Source organism: Agaribacillus sp. DX54 (assembly GCF_056858335.1).
Genome location: NZ_JBXEQE010000003.1, coordinates 33791 through 50573 on the forward strand (window position 1 = coordinate 33791; position 16783 = coordinate 50573).

15 protein-coding genes are annotated in these 16783 nt (G+C 42.9%); 7 read left to right on the forward strand and 8 right to left on the reverse strand.

Annotated elements, in window-relative coordinates:
• Positions 1-51 precede the first annotated feature (51 nt).
• Positions 52-1536, forward strand: a complete 1485-nt coding sequence (gene pdxR, locus AC04NP_RS04580) for a MocR-like pyridoxine biosynthesis transcription factor PdxR (protein WP_482858328.1) — start codon at positions 52-54, stop codon at positions 1534-1536.
• 203 nt (positions 1537-1739) lie between these two features.
• Here the strand turns inward: pdxR and AC04NP_RS04585 are convergent, their stop codons facing one another.
• From AC04NP_RS04585 to AC04NP_RS04620, 8 genes are all read right to left on the reverse strand, one after another.
• Positions 1740-3041: an amidohydrolase family protein gene (locus AC04NP_RS04585; protein WP_482858329.1), complete on the reverse strand. Its 1302-nt coding sequence runs from the start codon at positions 3039-3041 to the stop codon at positions 1740-1742.
• 20 nt (positions 3042-3061) lie between these two features.
• Entirely contained in the window at positions 3062-6088 is a 3027-nt protein-coding gene (locus AC04NP_RS04590; protein WP_482858330.1) for an amidohydrolase family protein, read from the reverse strand.
• Positions 6089-6224: 136 nt separating this feature from the next.
• Positions 6225-6995, reverse strand: a complete 771-nt coding sequence (locus AC04NP_RS04595) for a rhomboid family intramembrane serine protease (protein WP_482858331.1) — start codon at positions 6993-6995, stop codon at positions 6225-6227.
• A gap of 169 nt (positions 6996-7164) precedes the next feature.
• Positions 7165-8067 (reverse strand): histone deacetylase family protein, encoded by a 903-nt coding sequence (locus AC04NP_RS04600; protein ID WP_482858332.1) that lies wholly within the window; start codon positions 8065-8067, stop codon positions 7165-7167.
• Between the two features lie 58 nt (positions 8068-8125).
• A complete protein-coding gene (locus AC04NP_RS04605; protein WP_482858333.1) occupies positions 8126-8680 on the reverse strand; it encodes a hypothetical protein in 555 nt (184 codons plus the stop codon).
• A gap of 171 nt (positions 8681-8851) precedes the next feature.
• Complete coding sequence (locus AC04NP_RS04610) at positions 8852-9193, reverse strand: phage holin family protein (RefSeq protein ID WP_482858334.1); 342 nt, start codon at positions 9191-9193, stop codon at positions 8852-8854.
• Complete coding sequence (locus tag AC04NP_RS04615; RefSeq protein WP_482858335.1) at positions 9190-9720, reverse strand: DinB family protein; 531 nt, start codon at positions 9718-9720, stop codon at positions 9190-9192. The genes AC04NP_RS04610 and AC04NP_RS04615 overlap by 4 nt, the downstream gene beginning before the upstream one ends.
• A 40-nt stretch (positions 9721-9760) precedes the next feature.
• Complete coding sequence (locus AC04NP_RS04620) at positions 9761-10273, reverse strand: gamma carbonic anhydrase family protein (RefSeq protein ID WP_482858336.1); 513 nt, start codon at positions 10271-10273, stop codon at positions 9761-9763.
• Positions 10274-10439: 166 nt separating this feature from the next.
• Here AC04NP_RS04620 and AC04NP_RS04625 point away from each other — a divergent pair, with 166 nt between their 5' ends.
• The 6 genes from AC04NP_RS04625 (at position 10440) to secG (ending at position 16636) form a co-directional block, all read left to right on the forward strand.
• Positions 10440-11177, forward strand: coding sequence for a YceI family protein (locus AC04NP_RS04625; protein WP_482858337.1), 738 nt, complete (start codon positions 10440-10442; stop codon positions 11175-11177).
• A gap of 212 nt (positions 11178-11389) precedes the next feature.
• Positions 11390-12865 carry a tRNA (N6-isopentenyl adenosine(37)-C2)-methylthiotransferase MiaB gene (gene miaB / locus AC04NP_RS04630; RefSeq protein ID WP_482858338.1) on the forward strand — a complete coding sequence of 492 codons (1476 nt, stop codon included), beginning with the start codon at positions 11390-11392 and terminating at the stop codon, positions 12863-12865.
• A 43-nt stretch (positions 12866-12908) separates the two neighbouring features.
• On the forward strand, positions 12909-14165 hold the full coding sequence (locus tag AC04NP_RS04635; protein ID WP_482858339.1) for a sigma-54 interaction domain-containing protein: 1257 nt from the start codon (positions 12909-12911) through the stop codon (positions 14163-14165).
• Positions 14149-14700 (forward strand): LPS assembly lipoprotein LptE, encoded by a 552-nt coding sequence (gene lptE, locus AC04NP_RS04640; protein ID WP_482858340.1) that lies wholly within the window; start codon positions 14149-14151, stop codon positions 14698-14700. The genes AC04NP_RS04635 and lptE overlap by 17 nt, the downstream gene beginning before the upstream one ends.
• A gap of 45 nt (positions 14701-14745) precedes the next feature.
• On the forward strand, positions 14746-16221 hold the full coding sequence (locus AC04NP_RS04645) for a hypothetical protein (RefSeq protein WP_482858341.1): 1476 nt from the start codon (positions 14746-14748) through the stop codon (positions 16219-16221).
• Positions 16222-16273: 52 nt separating this feature from the next.
• Positions 16274-16636 (forward strand): preprotein translocase subunit SecG, encoded by a 363-nt coding sequence (secG, locus tag AC04NP_RS04650; protein ID WP_482858604.1) that lies wholly within the window; start codon positions 16274-16276, stop codon positions 16634-16636.
• Positions 16637-16783: the final 147 nt, after the last annotated feature.

The following is a 16783-nucleotide window of genomic DNA, read 5'->3' on the forward strand; positions in this document are numbered from 1 at the left end:
CTTAGCGGACTATCATAGTAATCCGATTTTAAACTTTCAGATGGTCCGGTTATGTTTCCTTTCAAAAGTATTGTTGCTATTGACAAATCACACAAATCCGCTGTATACCTTCAAATAGTCAATAGCTTCATCCGGGAAATCAACCTGGGCCGCCTTGTTCCGGGGCAGCGATTACCGGGCTCCCGAGAAATGGCAAGGTTGCTGGAATTAAACAGAAAAACGGTGATTATGGCATATGAAGAACTCATGGCACAGGGTTGGATTGAGATTCATGCCTCCAGGGGTAGCTTCATCAGCGGTGAATTGCCAAAAGTGAAGCATCAGGAGATTACACCGCAATCCGGTTGGAAGGGGAAGCCTGCACTCGATAAGTGTGGTTTTACCATTACGCCCAACCCAAAACTGGTCACTCCTCTGTACACAGACCATAATTTATTGGAAATCGATGAAGGCTCGCCTGATGAACGGCTGGCACCGGTAGCATATTTATACAGGTATTGTAAAGGTATCGCCAAGAGCAAGGCAGGTCGAAAACTTCTAAAGTATCATGATGTTCAGGGTGAACTATCCCTGCGCAGGGCCCTTTCAAGGTATTTGGCCGATACCCGGGGGTTAAACTACCCGGCAGAGAACATTTTTATCACCCGTGGCAGTCAAATGGCCATTTATTTATTATTTAATGTGTTAATTCAGCACGGTGCCCATGTGGTAGTCGGATCGACCAACTATGGCGCCGCCAATGCTGTGATCCGCAATATGGGTGCTCATCTTTTAACGGTGCCGGTAGATGAGCACGGAATTGTTGTGTCGGAAATTGAAAAAATCTGCAACAAGGCGAGGGTAAGTGCGGTTTATATCACACCACATCACCATTTTCCTACCACTGTCACTTTGAGTGCTCAACGAAGGATCGAACTTTTAAAACTGGCTGAGCAATACAGGTTTGCTGTTTTGGAAGATGACTATGACTACGATTATCATTATTCCAGCAGTCCCATTCTTCCCCTCGCCAGTTTAGATCAACAAGGGTTAGTAATCTATGTGGGGGCCTTCAGCAAATTACTGGCACCATCGATCCGGATCGGTTACCTCGTGGCACCAACGGAATTAATTACCGCATTAAAGCCATTAAGACGAATTGTAGACAGGCAGGGAGACCCCATTATGGAAATGGCCATAGCCGAAATGATCAAAGACGGGGAAATTCAAAGGCATTTGAAGAAAACCGTTAAAATTTATAAAAAAAGAAGGGATTTGTTTTGCAGATTGCTAAAAGATAATCTTGGAAAGCATGTGAGCTTCAAAATACCGGAAGGAGGTATGGTGGTTTGGGCCTGTTTCGGCCCGCATATCGATCCGGAACAACTGGCGGCGGAACTAAAAAGAAAGAGACTTGTGATCAACATCCAAAAGGATTTTTTGTCGCAGCATAATGCAGTACGTTTGGGTTTTGCTTCCCTTAACGAGGAGGAAATTCATAGGAGTATAACACTTCTCAGGGAAACGGTTGAAGCACTGTTCGGGCATCGGGTTTAGACTACAGACGTATTTATGGCCCTTGCCAATCGACGCGAATATATGAGCGGGATAGGGTTGTTGCACAACGTTTACACCAAAATTCTTTGTGTCTTGGCGCCTTTGTGGTGAAAAATGGTTAACCACAAAGGCGCCAAGACACAAAGAGACACGGAGGTTTTTGCCTGTAGATAAAAATACGGGCACATGCTTTAATAGCCGGGTTAATCTCCCTGATACTTGCTTTTATACTTTTGATAAAGTGCCTGCTGGGTGGCGTCGAGCTGAATTTTCCGGCCATTGATAAATGCATGGATCAGTTGATTTGATCGCATATCGAGGGCATCTCCCTCTGAAACAAACAATGTTGCGTCCTTGCCGACTTCTAGGGATCCTACACGGTCGTCAATACCCAGAATTTTAGCGGTGTTGGAAGTTATCAGCTTCAATGCCTCTTCCCTTCCGAGGCCATACGAAGCGGCAGTTCCGGCAAAAAATGGCAAGTTGCGTGAATTTTGGGTACCTCTGTAGGCTAATCCGGTTAAAATACCTTCCCGGTGCAGCAGGTAAGCCATGCGATAAGGTAAATCCACGTCATCGTCAGGTTTCCGGGGCAGACTGTGAACGTTGCCCAGGATAACAGGTATGTCCTCTGCTTTCAAAAATTCCTTAATCATATAGGCTTCGCCCGCACCCACCAGCACAACTTTTTCGACACCCATATTTTTGGCAAATTTTATACTTTCGATGATACTTTTGGCATCATTAGCATTGATGTATAGCTTTTTGCCCCCTTCCAAAAGCCCCTTCATCGCTTCCAACTTTAAATTCACCTTATTACCGTAATCACCTTTACGATAATTGCGGCTTTCAGCAAATATCTCAGTCAATTCGGCGATATACTGATCATACCTTTCATTGGGTGAAGTCTTGAAGGTGAAAGTGCTAAAATCAAATTGTCTTGTTTCCCGGTTTGGCCAGTTCATGTAGATACCCTCGTCGGCCTGGAAAATGGCATCTTCCCAATTCCAGGCATCTAATTGCACAATGGAAGAAGTACCGGAAATCAATCCTCCGAAAGCCCTGATCTGAGCGATTAGAATGCCGTTAAATCGTAGCGTAGGTATTAATTCCGAGTCTGTATTGTAAGCTATAATGGATCTCACGTTGGGATTTACCAACCCGGTTTCATCATTGTCAAGGGTTGCCCTGACCGAAGATACTTCCGCTAACCCCAAATCCGTGGCGGGAAGGATAAAGCCGGGATAAATGTGTTTTCCGGTCACATCGACAATCTCATATCCGGATTTGTTTACCGCTTCTCCGGATTTGGCCACGATGGTTAATTTGCCTTTATCAAATCCTATGACGGCATTCTCAATAATCTGTCCGTTACCCAAGTGGGCAGTTGCGCCTGTAAGAAGCAGAGGCGTTTCCTGGGGTCCGGCTGGAGTCACCATCGTTTGTGCATTGACCCGGTTGACGAAGCCGGTCAGCAAGCAAAATAATAGAATATGTATTTTCATAGTTTTCAACATTTATCTCATCAATTTTCGCCCAGGTACAAAAAGTTATCTCCGACAATAACATCGCAATGAAAACCGATGGTAGAGGTTTCAAAAGGTTTTCTGGTGGGATCGCCGCCTTTTTTCGCCGCTTTCATCCTGGCAGTCAATCTTGCCCTTTCTTCCCGGATTGCTTTCCTTTTTTTCCGGTCTTCATCCATGTCATAATAAATCACACCATCTACCATTGTTTTTTCCGCTTTTGCATAAATAGAAAGCGGGTTGTCATTCCACAATACCAGATCGGCATCTTTGCCTGCTTTGACACTACCCGTACGATCATCTAAACGCAGCAGTTTGGCAGGGTTGAGTGACACCATTTTCCAGGCATCTTCTTCGCTCATACCGCCATATTTTACCGATTTAGCGGCCTCCTGATTTAACCTTCTGGCCATCTCAGGATCATCTGAATTGACGGCCACCGTTACCCCGGCCATTTGCATCAATTGAGGGTTATATGGAATGGCATATCTTACCTCCCATTTATAGGCCCACCAATCAGCGAAGGTGGATCCACCGGCACCGTGGGCCGCCATTTTATCGGCGACTTTGTAACCTTCCAGTATATGGGTAAAGGTATTGACTTTAAACCCGAAGTGCTCCGCTACGTGCATCAGCATGTTTATTTCCGATTGTACATAAGAATGGCAGGAGATAAACCGCTCGCTACGGATGATTTCCAGCATGGCTTCGTGTACCAGGTCCCTTCTGGGTTTTATAGCGGTGGCTTTTTGCCTGGCATTCAACTTGTTGTAAGCCTGCCATTCTTTTTCGTATTCCAGGGCATTGGAAAAGGCATCCATATAAACCTGTTCCACCCCCATACGCGTTTGCGGGAAACGGGTCGAAGATCTGCTCCTCGACCTTTTGACATTTTCTCCCAATGCAAACTTGATGTATCCATCGGCCCCTTCGATTTTCATTCCCTCGGGCCCTGCCCCCCACCGGAATTTAATCAGGGCCGATTGTCCGCCAATGGGGTTGGCTGAACCATGTAAAATCTGTGCTGCCGTGACCCCTCCTGCCAATTGCCTGTATATATTGATATCATCGGGATTGATGACATCACCAATTCTTACCATACCTGAATTGGTGGCCACGTCATTAATGCTGGAGGCCGCTATGTGGCTATGTTCATCAATAATTCCGGAAGTAAGGTGCTTGCCGCTGGCATCGATCGTTTCGGCCTCCCGGTCAGTCAGGTTGGACCCAATTTTGGCTATTTTTCCATTTTTTACCAGTACATCGGTATTTTGCATGATGCCTTCCGCTTCATTGGTCCAAACTGTGGCATTTTTGAATAAAACTGACTTTTGCCGCGGTAACTCCGCATTACCATAACCCAAAAACGGAAATAAGACTTTGCCAGTTTGTAAATTATCTTCCTCCCGATCCTCGCCTTTTTTCTCTTTTGGAGGGAGTTTGCCCTGATATATGGCACTCCAGCTCACCCATTCCCCATCTCCCAATTGACCACTTCCCTTTATGTTATTGTCCGCAATCCATCCTGAAAACCTGATATCACCGGCTGAAACCTCTTCATCTTCGACATTGAAATTAAGTGTTACCAGTTCCCCACGGACTTTGGCATTCACTTTAATACTCGTGGTATCGTTCAACACGATCTTTGCTTCAGGTTTTCCGGGTTTACCGCTTATTTCAAGGTTATAATCATTGCCGGCAAAGCTCAGGGCATATTTACCGGCAATTTCCGGTTGATCTATAGGGTTGATTATGTACTTTTTACCCTGTATCCAGTTTTCATAAATGATCGCCTCTTCTGAAAAAATATTGTCGGAAGTAATCAGGAAGTTGGCTACCATGCCCTTTTTCAGGCTTCCAACTTTGTTTTCCATCCTAACTAATCTCGCAGGTGTGGTTGTCAATGCTCTTAAAGCGCTTTCTTCGGACAATCCATGCTTTATAGCTTTTCTCAGGTTTTTCCAAAACCTGCCTCCTTCGGTTTTGTAGGTAGTGATGGCAAAAGTTATCCCGTTTTTTTCTAATACCCCGGGGTTAGTCGGGGCCAGTTCCCAATGCAACATTTGTTCCAGCGAAAGCTTCCTGGCATCCAGGGGATCATCCACATCAAATGCTTCAGGAAAATTTAGCGGAATAATCAATGGTGCCCCGGTAGCTGTTATTTCCTTCATCCGCCTGTACTCATCACCGTTTCCTTTAATTATGTATTGGTGCCCAAACTCGTCCCCTACCTTGTCAGCACGCAAAAGCCCCAACCAACTGGTGGTTTCAAATATCTGGGGAAGTTGCTGGTTTTGGTTCCAGGCGATCAGGGATTGGTCAATAAAAGGCTTTACCGTAAGACTTTTATACCAATCGGCATCCAAATATGTCTGCCTCATCAGGGCAATATACCCCATCGCAGAAACCGGATAATCCTGTGTTGAGCTGCCTTTATTAAAGGAATAGTGAGCTGCCACCACGGGATTGAGCATTAACTTATTTTCAGAATCCTGCCCCAGGGTAACAAAAACAGATGTACCCCGGGCGACGCCATCGGGACGAAAACTCAACACGGAGCCAAACCCGAGATTCCTCAGTTTTTTGGCAGCTTTGTCATGGGCGGTAAATTCTTCTGAGGCGGCATATTCAGACTTAATGGCCTGATTTGCATTGTAGGCCCCTTTGGTTTTTGACTGAATTTGCTCCGGGCCTCCCCACTGTCTTTTGGGGGTTTTCACCTCCGGCAAACCATAGCTGGAATAGATGTCCACTAGTCCCGGATAAATAAATTTTCCTTCCAGATCCACCACCGAATATCCATCCGGAACATTCAGTGATGTTCCTACATCCATAATCTTTCCGTCCTTAATGATCATTACGCCATTTTCGATTGTTTGCTGATCATCTGTTACAATCGTAGCGTTTAAAAACGCAAAGGCACGTCTTCGCTGGTCTTTAACATCGTTTCTTGGAAAAGTCTCCTGTGCTGGCAACTCCGGACAGAAAACCCCAACTAACAAAAATAGTAATAAGGCACTCTTCATAACGCAATAATTTCGGTTCACTTATTTTCCTTTTAAACTATTAAATAATTTAATATTTATTGCCGTATATCAAAAATAAAAATGAGCGCGCTAAAAAAAATGAAATGGCGGATCAATTGGGCGGAAAAGGAAGGGGCTAAAGTTTGTATGTGTTAATGTATTTTTTGTCCGGGTCGTTTTTGGTATTGGCAGCCGATTTTTCATCCTGATTATTGGTGGCTATTTTGGATGGCACAAAATCATATTGAAAAGAGATGGCTTTGTCACTCAAATCCGAGTTGAGTGTATGCTCCAGCTCCTTCTCATCGTTATTTTCAGTGGGTAACTTCCCTTTTCCGGCAGCATCGAAAGTAGGAACACCTCGAAAATAAAAAGCACAGAACACCCCTGCCAAAGAACCAAGCAGGTGTGACTCCCAGGAAATGTTATCATTAGTAGGAAAGATGCCGTAAATCATTCCTCCCAACAGGAAAGTCACTACCAGGGATACGGCAATGGATTTTGGGTCTTTGCGAAAAACACCACTGAAGAACAGAAATGAAACCATTCCATAAACGATTCCGCTGGCGCCGATATGGTATGCTTCCCTTGCGGCAATCCATACCCACACGCCGGTCATCAGGTATATCAGGGCTATGACTTCAAAGGCAATTTTGTTGTAAAAATAGATAACGCCGATGCCAAGGATCAACAGCGGTATGGTATTGGAGAACAGATGATTAATATCACCATGGATCAAAGGACCTGTAATGATGCCAATAGCGCCCGAAATCTTCCTTGGTAAAATGCCGTAGTCGCCAAAATCTCCTGATATACTGAATTCTATGGCTTTAACAATCCAGAGTAACGCAATAAACGCCAAAGAATAAAAAACGCTATCTTTGAATTTCACTAAGTCTGATTTCATGTTTTGTTCAACTTCCGTAAGCAAATAGATCCGGTACATTAATATACAAAAAAAAACCAATTTATGTTTTCCATGCTTAAACTTTTAAGGAAAAGGCGTATAAAACCGGGGTGCTTTGGAAGGTATATTAATATAAATAGACGGTGGGGTTATGGATTTTAAACGAATATTAAAAGTATATTTCCTGGGCCAGTCTGAAGGTGTTGGCGTGTGCTTCAACAATATCGGATAATTTTTCCGAATAACCTCCGCCCATACTGATGGCCAGGGGAATCCTGTTGCGTTGGCAGGCATTCAACACGATCGCATCTCTTTTTTTACAGCCTTCCCTCGACAGACTCAGCCGGCCCAGCTTGTCAGTTTTGAGTACATCCACGCCGGATTGAAAAAATACAAATTGCGGTTGAAAAGCATCCATTAATTCCGATAAATTAGATTCCAAAAGCTTAAGATAGGTTCGGTCATCCGTATCGTCCGGCAATGCCACATCCAGATCGGAATCTTCCTTATGGAGTGGATAATTTTTTTCCCCATGCATGCTGAAGGTAAACACATCCGGATTACCCCTGAATATTTCGGCCGTCCCATTACCCTGATGCACATCGAGATCCACGATCAGAATCCGTTGGCAAATATGGTTGTTTAACAGGTGGTTAGCTGCAATTGCTATATCGTTGAGGAGGCAAAAGCCTTCTCCCTTATTGGAAAATGCATGGTGAGTACCACCTGCTATGTTCATGCCAATGCCACTTTTCAAACCATGCAATGCCGCTGTCAAAGTGCCTTTCATGATAATAATTTCGCGGTTCACCAGATTTTCAGAAAGCGGGAAACCGGTTTTTCTTTCCTCCTTTGCCGACAATAAACGGTGTTTTAATTTATGCCAGTAATCTGGTTGGTGGGTTGTCAAAATCTCATGTTCCCCAATTTTGCCCGGTGTAAAAAGGTTTTCGGAGGAAAGGGTGCCTTCGTAGACCAATTGTTCGGGAATCAGGTCGTATTTAATCATAGGAAATCTGTGATTTTCGGGCAAAGGATGATTGTAAACCTCAGACCAGGCTACTTTTAGCATAGATAATCGGGAGATATCAAGAGTTGAACGATATAGTTATACTATTGTTTGGTGGGCGTCATATATCCTGCTCCATTTGAAAAGAATACAAGGTATCGTCAAGTGTGAGGTTATCTTCATTAAAATCCGAAATAAACTTAATAACCACATCACCGGTAATGCTACTTACATGAAGCCCGGCATCCAGCCCCACCCCAAAATCAATGTTCGGGTCAAGTTCTGCGTGTTCCTTCACTTTTACCGCACCTTCTTCTTCCAGCTCCATAATAATCTCTGCCATGAACAAGCCAATTTCTTCTTCATCCCCATCCAGCACCCTCATATCACCGTTTTCGTCCTCCTCGTATTTGATTTTTTTAAAACCCGAAAACCTTTTGGCGGCTTCATGCTCAGCAATTTCATACAATTCGCTTTCATGTTGTAACCGGAGTGTGTAAATCACTGCGTCATAGATGACCTCTCTGCCTTCATAAAACCCGACAAAATAAAAGTTAAGATATTCTTCATTGTTTTCCTCCGAATCCACAACAATGTATGGCTGATTGGACTTAGCCATTTCTTCTTTGAATGCCTTGATCTTATCAATACTGAACCCCTCGTTTGTTAAATACATAACTGGTAATCTTTATTATTTATGTTTGTTATCGGCAAGATAATCTTCTCTTTCAAGATAGACAGGGAGCTCGATCCACCCTTGAATAATGAATATTCGTATTTAAAATAGCAAATAAAAAATATTGATGCAACAAAAAAATATTGAATCTCGACATGATAGAAACAGGCTTTATCCGTTCGTAAAAATACCATTTAAAATAGCGTTGATAACCGATAGCACTATGCTGAAAAGTAACGCCCAGATAAACCCCGAAACATTAACACCCGTAACAAAATAATCTGCCACTAATATCACAACCGCGTTGATCACCAGAAGAAACAATCCCAGAGTAAGAATGGTAACAGGAATGGTAAATATAATCAATAGTGGCTTTAAGGTGACGTTTAACAGGCTTAACACCAGGGCAAGAATCAAGGCAGAAGTGAAACTGGCCACAGATACCCCTGGCAACAGATATCCTGTTGCCAGTACTGCGATAGAAGATAGAAGTATTTTAATTAAAAAATTCAAGTATGTGTTTCTTTACTCAAATATCTGTCTCTAATAACGTTAACATGATGTTCAACGTGTCCGGCAATAATATAAATAATTGCCCGGACTGAAAAGAAAAAATCATTGGCATTGCCTTTTCTGTCGATCATATCATCTGTAAAGCCTTGAATAAGCGCCAGATTAGACTCCCTTAGCTTGGCAAACTCCAGGATCAGATCCTGTATATTCTTTTTGTTAAATGAAGCTTTCTCCACATACTCATTTTCGTTAAACCCGGGAATGGGCTGTCGCTCTCCACGACTGAAAACCAAAGCCCGGTAGGCCATAACCCTTTCTGTGTCAATCACATGACCTACTATCTGCTTGATCGTCCATTTTCCCTCGGCATAACGATACAATAATTGATCTTCCGGAATGGAGTCAATCAATCCGGTAAACAAACGTTTTTGCTTTTTAAGAAATTTGATCACGTCTCCGTCAGGAACCAGGGCAATATAGCCCTTATAGAAATCCGGATACTCGGCATCTGAAGGTTTTATAATCATAGTTAATGATGGTATTTAAGCTTGGGCTTCTATCGAAACTTTAGTCCTTAAACCACTGACTATACTTTAAATAGTTTTGTGCGGTGGTATACATATTCAATTTCATGGCTTCGTTCACATCTTTCACTTTTCTGGCCGGAATGCCGGCGTAAATGGTTTCAGGTTCCACTTTTGTGCCTTCCAAAACCACTGCTCCTGCTGCAATAACTGCGTAAGCCCCGACATGGGCGTGGTCCATCACAATAGCCCCCATGCCAACAAGGACATTGTCTTCTATGGTGCAACCATGGACTATGGCATTGTGACCAATGGATACCTGACTACCTATTACAGTTTTTGCCTTTTGATAAGTACAGTGAATAACGGCCCCATCCTGAATGTTGGTATAATCCCCGATCGTAATTGAATTGACATCTCCCCTCACCACGGAATTAAACCAGAGGCTACATTGTTTACCGATTTTCACTTCGCCTACTATGGTCGCATTATCTGCTATAAAACATCCTTCCCCAAAAACAGGGCTTGTGCCCCTTACCGATTTGATGATAGCCATTTAAAACACTTAACAATAACCCGGTTAATTCAAAAATTTCTTAGAACAATACAAATAATAAAAAAAATATGTACTAATGAAACAATTTCTACATAATATTATTTTTTCATTAAAGATTTCAACTCAACATTAATTTTAGTAAATTATTAAATTCAATACATGACAGATGAATCTGGAAACAATGATCACAGGCCCCGGAGTTACCCGATGGATCGTCTTTGGCCTGGCCATTGGCCTTACCTATTGTGTTTCTGACCCTAAAAGTCACGAGGCTATCGTTGCCAACGCACAGCAGGTTAAGGAGATAACCTCCAAGGCCCTGAACTATACAGTAGCAACCGAAATCAGTGAAGTAACCTGGGTGGGCACCAAGCCTACTGGCAGGCACAATGGGATTATTCCGATCAGCGAGGGCAAAATCTCAACAGAAGAAAAGCAAATTATCGGGGGAGCCGTCACCTTAAACCTCAACCAAATCGACATTCTTGATTTACCCACCGGATCAGAAGATTATGCCAAGTTAAACAATCATTTGAAATCTATTGATTTTTTCGATGTAGCCACTTATCCGAAGGCCCTGTTTGAGATTACCGATGTGACTGACATCAAAAAAAATGATCGATGGTTGAAAGAAGCAAAAGAAGGAGAATTTTTTATTGAAGCCCCGAGTCACCTTGTAACAGGCAACCTTACCATAAAAGATGTTGAACTGAGTATTACCTTCCCTGCAAAAATCGAATTCTCGGACAATTTAATCCACGCCAGGGCAAAATTTAACATCGACCGTACCAAATGGGGTGTCTCCTACAATCAGGAAAGTAAGTTTGTGGACAAAGCCAAGGATGGGCTGATCTACAACACTGTGAATGTTGGCTTCGATATCAAAGCCAAAAGCACAAAATAAGAGAGATTCTGTACCCGATACGACAAAACCAAAAATCACCATTCTGAGCGTCAGTCCAAAGATTCGAACCAGCAGATAACAGCCGGAAAACACTAAGTTTTTTACTGACAAAATGTCATTTTTGTTTTTTCTAATTGTTATCTTTGTCCATATTCTTATATAAATAACTGGACGCAGAAAAGATAGAAAGCGAAAAAGAATTTTTTAGAAAAATGACGGAAATAATCAAGGATATTGATATAATAGAGGAAAGCCATCAGGAAGCATCCATGGTATGTGAAACCATAAAAGTTTCGCAGGAGACCAATACGGGCCAGCGACGAAAACTATACATTGAAAGCTATGGTTGCCAGATGAATTTTTCGGACTCGGAGATAGTCAGCTCCATTATGAAAAAAAATGGTTTTGACACCACTTCCGATTTTAACAAGGCAGATGTAATTTTTCTCAACACTTGCTCCATCAGGGAAAAAGCTGAACAAACAGTAAGAAACCGTTTGAGCCAGTTTAATACACTAAAAGGGAGGAAGCCTTCGCTCATGGTAGGTGTGCTGGGATGTATGGCCGAGCGCCTGAAGGAAAAATTGCTGGACCAGGAGAAGATTGTAGACCTGGTGGCCGGTCCGGACGCTTACCGCGACCTGCCTAATCTGGTGGACGAGGTGGATAGCGGCCGGAAAGCCGTTAATACATTTTTATCCCGGGAAGAAACTTATGCGGATATTAGTCCGGTCAGGTTAAATTCCAATGGTGTCACGGCATTTATTTCAATCATGCGGGGTTGCGACAATATGTGTTCATTCTGTGTAGTACCCTTTACGAGAGGCCGGGAAAGAAGCAGGGATCCGTATTCGATTGTCAACGAAGCGCAAACGCTATTCGATCAGGGATACCGGGAGGTCACGTTGTTGGGGCAGAATGTAGATTCTTACAAATGGTCACCCAACACTACTTTGAAAGGAAAGGCCCGAATTGAGAAAGCCGGGGAATCGAATGTCGTCCGTTTTTCCCAATTGCTGGAAATAGTGGCCAGGGTACATCCCGACCTTCGCGTGCGGTTTTCCACATCACATCCCAAAGACATAACCGATGATGTGCTTTACACCATGCGGAAATATGAAAATATTTGCAAATACATCCACCTGCCGGTGCAAAGTGGCAATAGCAGGGTCTTGAATTTAATGAACAGAACCTACAGCCGTGAGTGGTACCTCCAAAAAGTGGATAGCATAAAAAGCATTCTTGGGGATGCCTGTGGTATATCTTCCGATATGATAGCAGGGTTTTGCTCAGAAACAGAAGAAGAACACCAGGATACGCTCAGCTTAATGGAATATGTAAAGTATGATTTTTCCTACATGTTTTTCTACTCGGAGCGGCCAGGCACACTGGCTGCCAAGAAATTCAAAGATGATGTTCCCCTGGAGGTCAAAAAGAGAAGGTTAAATGAGATTATTACACGACAGCGGGAACATTCTTTGATGAGAAATCAATTGGATTTAAACAAATTACACAAAGTATTGATAGAGGGTAAATCCAAAAGGTCTGCTGATTATTTACAGGGCAGAAACAGCGCCAACAAAGTGGTGTTGTTTCCAAGGGAAAGCTATATGAAAGGCCAGTATGTAAATGTATGGGTAGAAGAATGTACGGCTGCTACCTTAAAAGGAAGGGTCGTGGAAGGATAAGGTACCGACTCACACCAGAGGGTTTCTTTAAACTAAGTTAGAAGTGACAGATTCAGAAGTATTAAGCGTAAAACAAAGGTTTGGCATCATAGGAAATTCTCCTTTGCTCAACCTTGCGATAAAAAAAGCGATACAGGTCGCCGGAACGGAAATGACGGTTTTAATTACCGGTGAAAGTGGAAGTGGTAAAGAATCATTTTCAAAAATCATACATAGCCTGAGCGCCAGGAAACATGGGCCATTCATTGCTATCAACTGTGGTGCCATACCGGAGGGAACCATGGACTCGGAATTGTTTGGCCATGAGAAAGGCGCTTTTACAGGTGCTTCGGATTCAAGAAAAGGGTATTTTGAAGTGACCAACAAGGGAACCATATTTCTGGATGAGATCGGGGAAATGCCCATGGGCACGCAAGCGAGATTGCTGAGGGTGCTGGAAAATGGTGAGTTTATCCGGGTTGGGTCTTCAAAAGTTTTAAAAACCAGTGTCAGGGTGGTAGCGGCCACCAATGTGGACCTGTATGAAAAAGTAGAGCAGGGCAAATTCAGGGAAGATTTGTATTACCGGTTAAACACTGTGCCCATTAAAATTCCACCACTCAGGGAACGGGGCGAAGACATCTATTTGTTGTTCAGGAAATTTGCCACTGACTATTCCGAACAATACCGGGCCAAACCCATTCATCTCACGGAAGAGGCCAAATCAGTTTTACTAAGGTTTCCTTTTCCCGGCAACATCAGACAACTAAAAAATCTGGCAGAACAGATTTCTGTCCTGGAAACGAACCGGGAAATAGATATCGATACGCTGAAAAAGTACCTTCCACCGGTAAAAAGTAATTTGCCGGCTTTGTACAAATTACAGGGAACCGGGGGGGATAAAGGGTTAAACGAAAGAGACATACTTTACAAAGTTTTATTTGAAATGAAACAGGATATGAATGATTTGAAAAAACTGGTTCATAAAGTGATAAAGAACGAAAATTATGAAATATTAAAAGACCATTCCGAGTTATTTGAACGAATGGATAGTGATTTTGAAAAAACAGACAACAACAATACCCTGGTTATCGAACCCAAAGCCGATAACGGTAATATATATAAAGATGAAAAAATTGAGGACGTTTACCATATTACAGAAGAGGAAGACGAGTCCTTGTCCATAGAAAAGAAAGAAAAAGAGCTGATTATCAAAGCGTTAAAGAAAAACAATAATAAAAGAAAATATGCGGCACAGGATTTGGGGATATCGGAAAGAACTTTATACAGAAAAATAAAACAGTATGAAATCGAAGAGTAATCGCATAGGCATATTTTTATCAGTTGGCTTGTTGGCGGCCATACTTTTTATGCAGGGGTGTGGTGTGTATTCATTCACAGGCACCAACATTGACTACAACAAAGTAAGCACGATTTCTATTAAGAGATTTGAGAATCTTTCCCCGGGAGGTCCTCCTACAATCACGCAAACACTATCCGAAGGCTTAAGGGATATTTATCAGCAAAATACACGACTGACCGTACTATCCGGCGATCAGGAAGGGGATCTGCAACTCGAAGGCGAGATTGTCGGTTACAGAACCGCCCCCTCTACCCCGCAAGCCTCCGGCAACACCGATGGTGTCGACATTGCCAGCCAGACAAGATTGACCATTACGGTGAAGGTGTCATTTGTGAATACAACAAACGAGGACGAAGATTTTGACAGATCATTTTCATTTTTCGCTGACTTTGATAACACACAGACATTAAACTCGGTAGAAGATGCGCTGCTAGAAGAGATTTTCGAGCAGATTATTCTTGATATATTCAATGCCACTGTCGCCAATTGGTAAATTTTATTATCTTTAATATTCGTTAACTAATTAATATTCAGTCACGTGAACAAAGAGAAGCTGCTAACATTAATTAATAATCCGAAATCAACATCCCAGTTTGATTTGGGTGAGCTGGAACAATTGGTTGACCAGTATCCATACTTCCAAATTGGCCATGCCTTGATCGCTAAAACCAAAACAGACAACAGAACCCTCGACTACCGGAATAAAATACATCTGGCAGCGATCACTACGGCTGATAGAAATGTGTTGAAAACCCTGATAAGAAATCAGCTATTTAATCAGGCTGATACTTCGGTATCCGCAGATAGTGCGGCCTCAGAATCAGCGGCTATAAGCCCGGAACCGGAAATTTTGGAAGATACATCAGCAGCGGAAACCGTGGCGGCTGACCAGACCATGACGGAAAAGCCCGAATGGAAAGAAGAAATAGCCGATAAGGTAACAGAGCCAACCATGGGGGAGATGACAGGGCTAAAGGTCGAACAAGAATCAGCCGATGAAAATATCAATAAGGAGGCAACAGAGGCAGGGATTGAGACAAAAGAGGCCGGTACCTTTGAAAAAGCGGAAACCCCGGAAGATAAGGAAGAAGCACTGCCACTAGGCGATTTGGACATTAAGAAGTCCTCCGATACCGATAAGACCAAACTCAGTATAACCGACGATACAAAAAAAGAGGATGACAGCAAGGATAACCTGTACAAAGAACTGGAGGAAAACCTGAGGTCATTACAACAAAGTAAGTCCAAAACCGCTCACGAGGCTGAAAAAACCGAACCTCCCAAGAAAAAGACCACAACCGCCTCAGCAAGTACTGCGGACAAAAAGTCCACTACCACCAAGGCATCCTCCACCAAGTCTGCACCTGCTAAAACGAGTGCAAAGACAGCAACGGGGAGAAGCAGCCGTACATCGACAAAAACCACGACTTCAAAAAGTACCACAACAAGCACGTCTGCCAAAACTACGTCGGCCAGTACCCGGAAAACTGCCGCTACCAAGACCGGCGCTACCAAAAAGGCTGCAACCAAAGCGCAGACAGGTACTGCAAAAAAGACGGCAGCTTCAACAAAAGCTACCACCCAAAAAGCGGCAAGCAAGACCAGCACCGCAAAAGCAAAGCCAGCTTCGGTAAAAAAGACCGAAACATCTAAAAAAAAACTCCAAAAAACCGTAGAGAAGGATCAGGATAAAGCGTCAAAAAAAAAGGATAAAAACTCCGGCCGGAACGAAAACATGCATAAACAAACCGAAATCATAGAGGAGTTTATTAAAAAAGAGCCGACAATTTCCAAACCTAAGCCTGTAAAAGGGCAAGACAATGTACCACAGGAAGATTTATCTTTGAAAAGTGTTGAAATCAAAGAAGACCTGATCTCAGAAAACCTGGCCATCATCATGGAAAAACAGGGCAAAATTCAAAAAGCCAAGGACATTTATAAAAAATTAATTTGGAAGTTTCCCCAAAAAAAAGCTTACTTTGCATCACGGATCGAAGAATTAGAAAGATCATAACATGGTACCACTCATAATAATCATAACAATTATCTGTTTTCTGTTAATTTTGGTGATTTTGGCACAAAATTCCAAGGGCGGTGGGCTATCCAGTCAGTTCGGAGGATCTTCCACCAGTCAGTTGATCGGTGTAAAAAAAACAGGGGATTTTCTGGAAAAATTTACCTGGGGATTGGCCATAGCATTGCTGGTACTTACTTTATCCACGGATTTTTTAATACACAACGACGGAGACAGTGCCGATGTAACTACTAGTCCGAATATTGAAAAAGCCCAGGATCGTACGATAGTGCCCCCAACTGACCTCAATATTGAGCCGGCAGGTGAAACCGAAGATACCGGTCAATCAGGCGGTGAGGAGAACAGCGGCGGAACCGGCGAAGGAGATAGTGGCGGTACTGAAAACGAACAATAGTACAATCCGAACTTTGGTCAATTGTCTGATCTTGGGGAATTTTGTGGTTAATCATTTTTCACCACGTAGGCACAAAGACACAAAGATTTTTGTCGAAAGTGTTGTGCAACAGTTGCGGTAGGGTAAGCTTAGCTCATAATGCCCGAT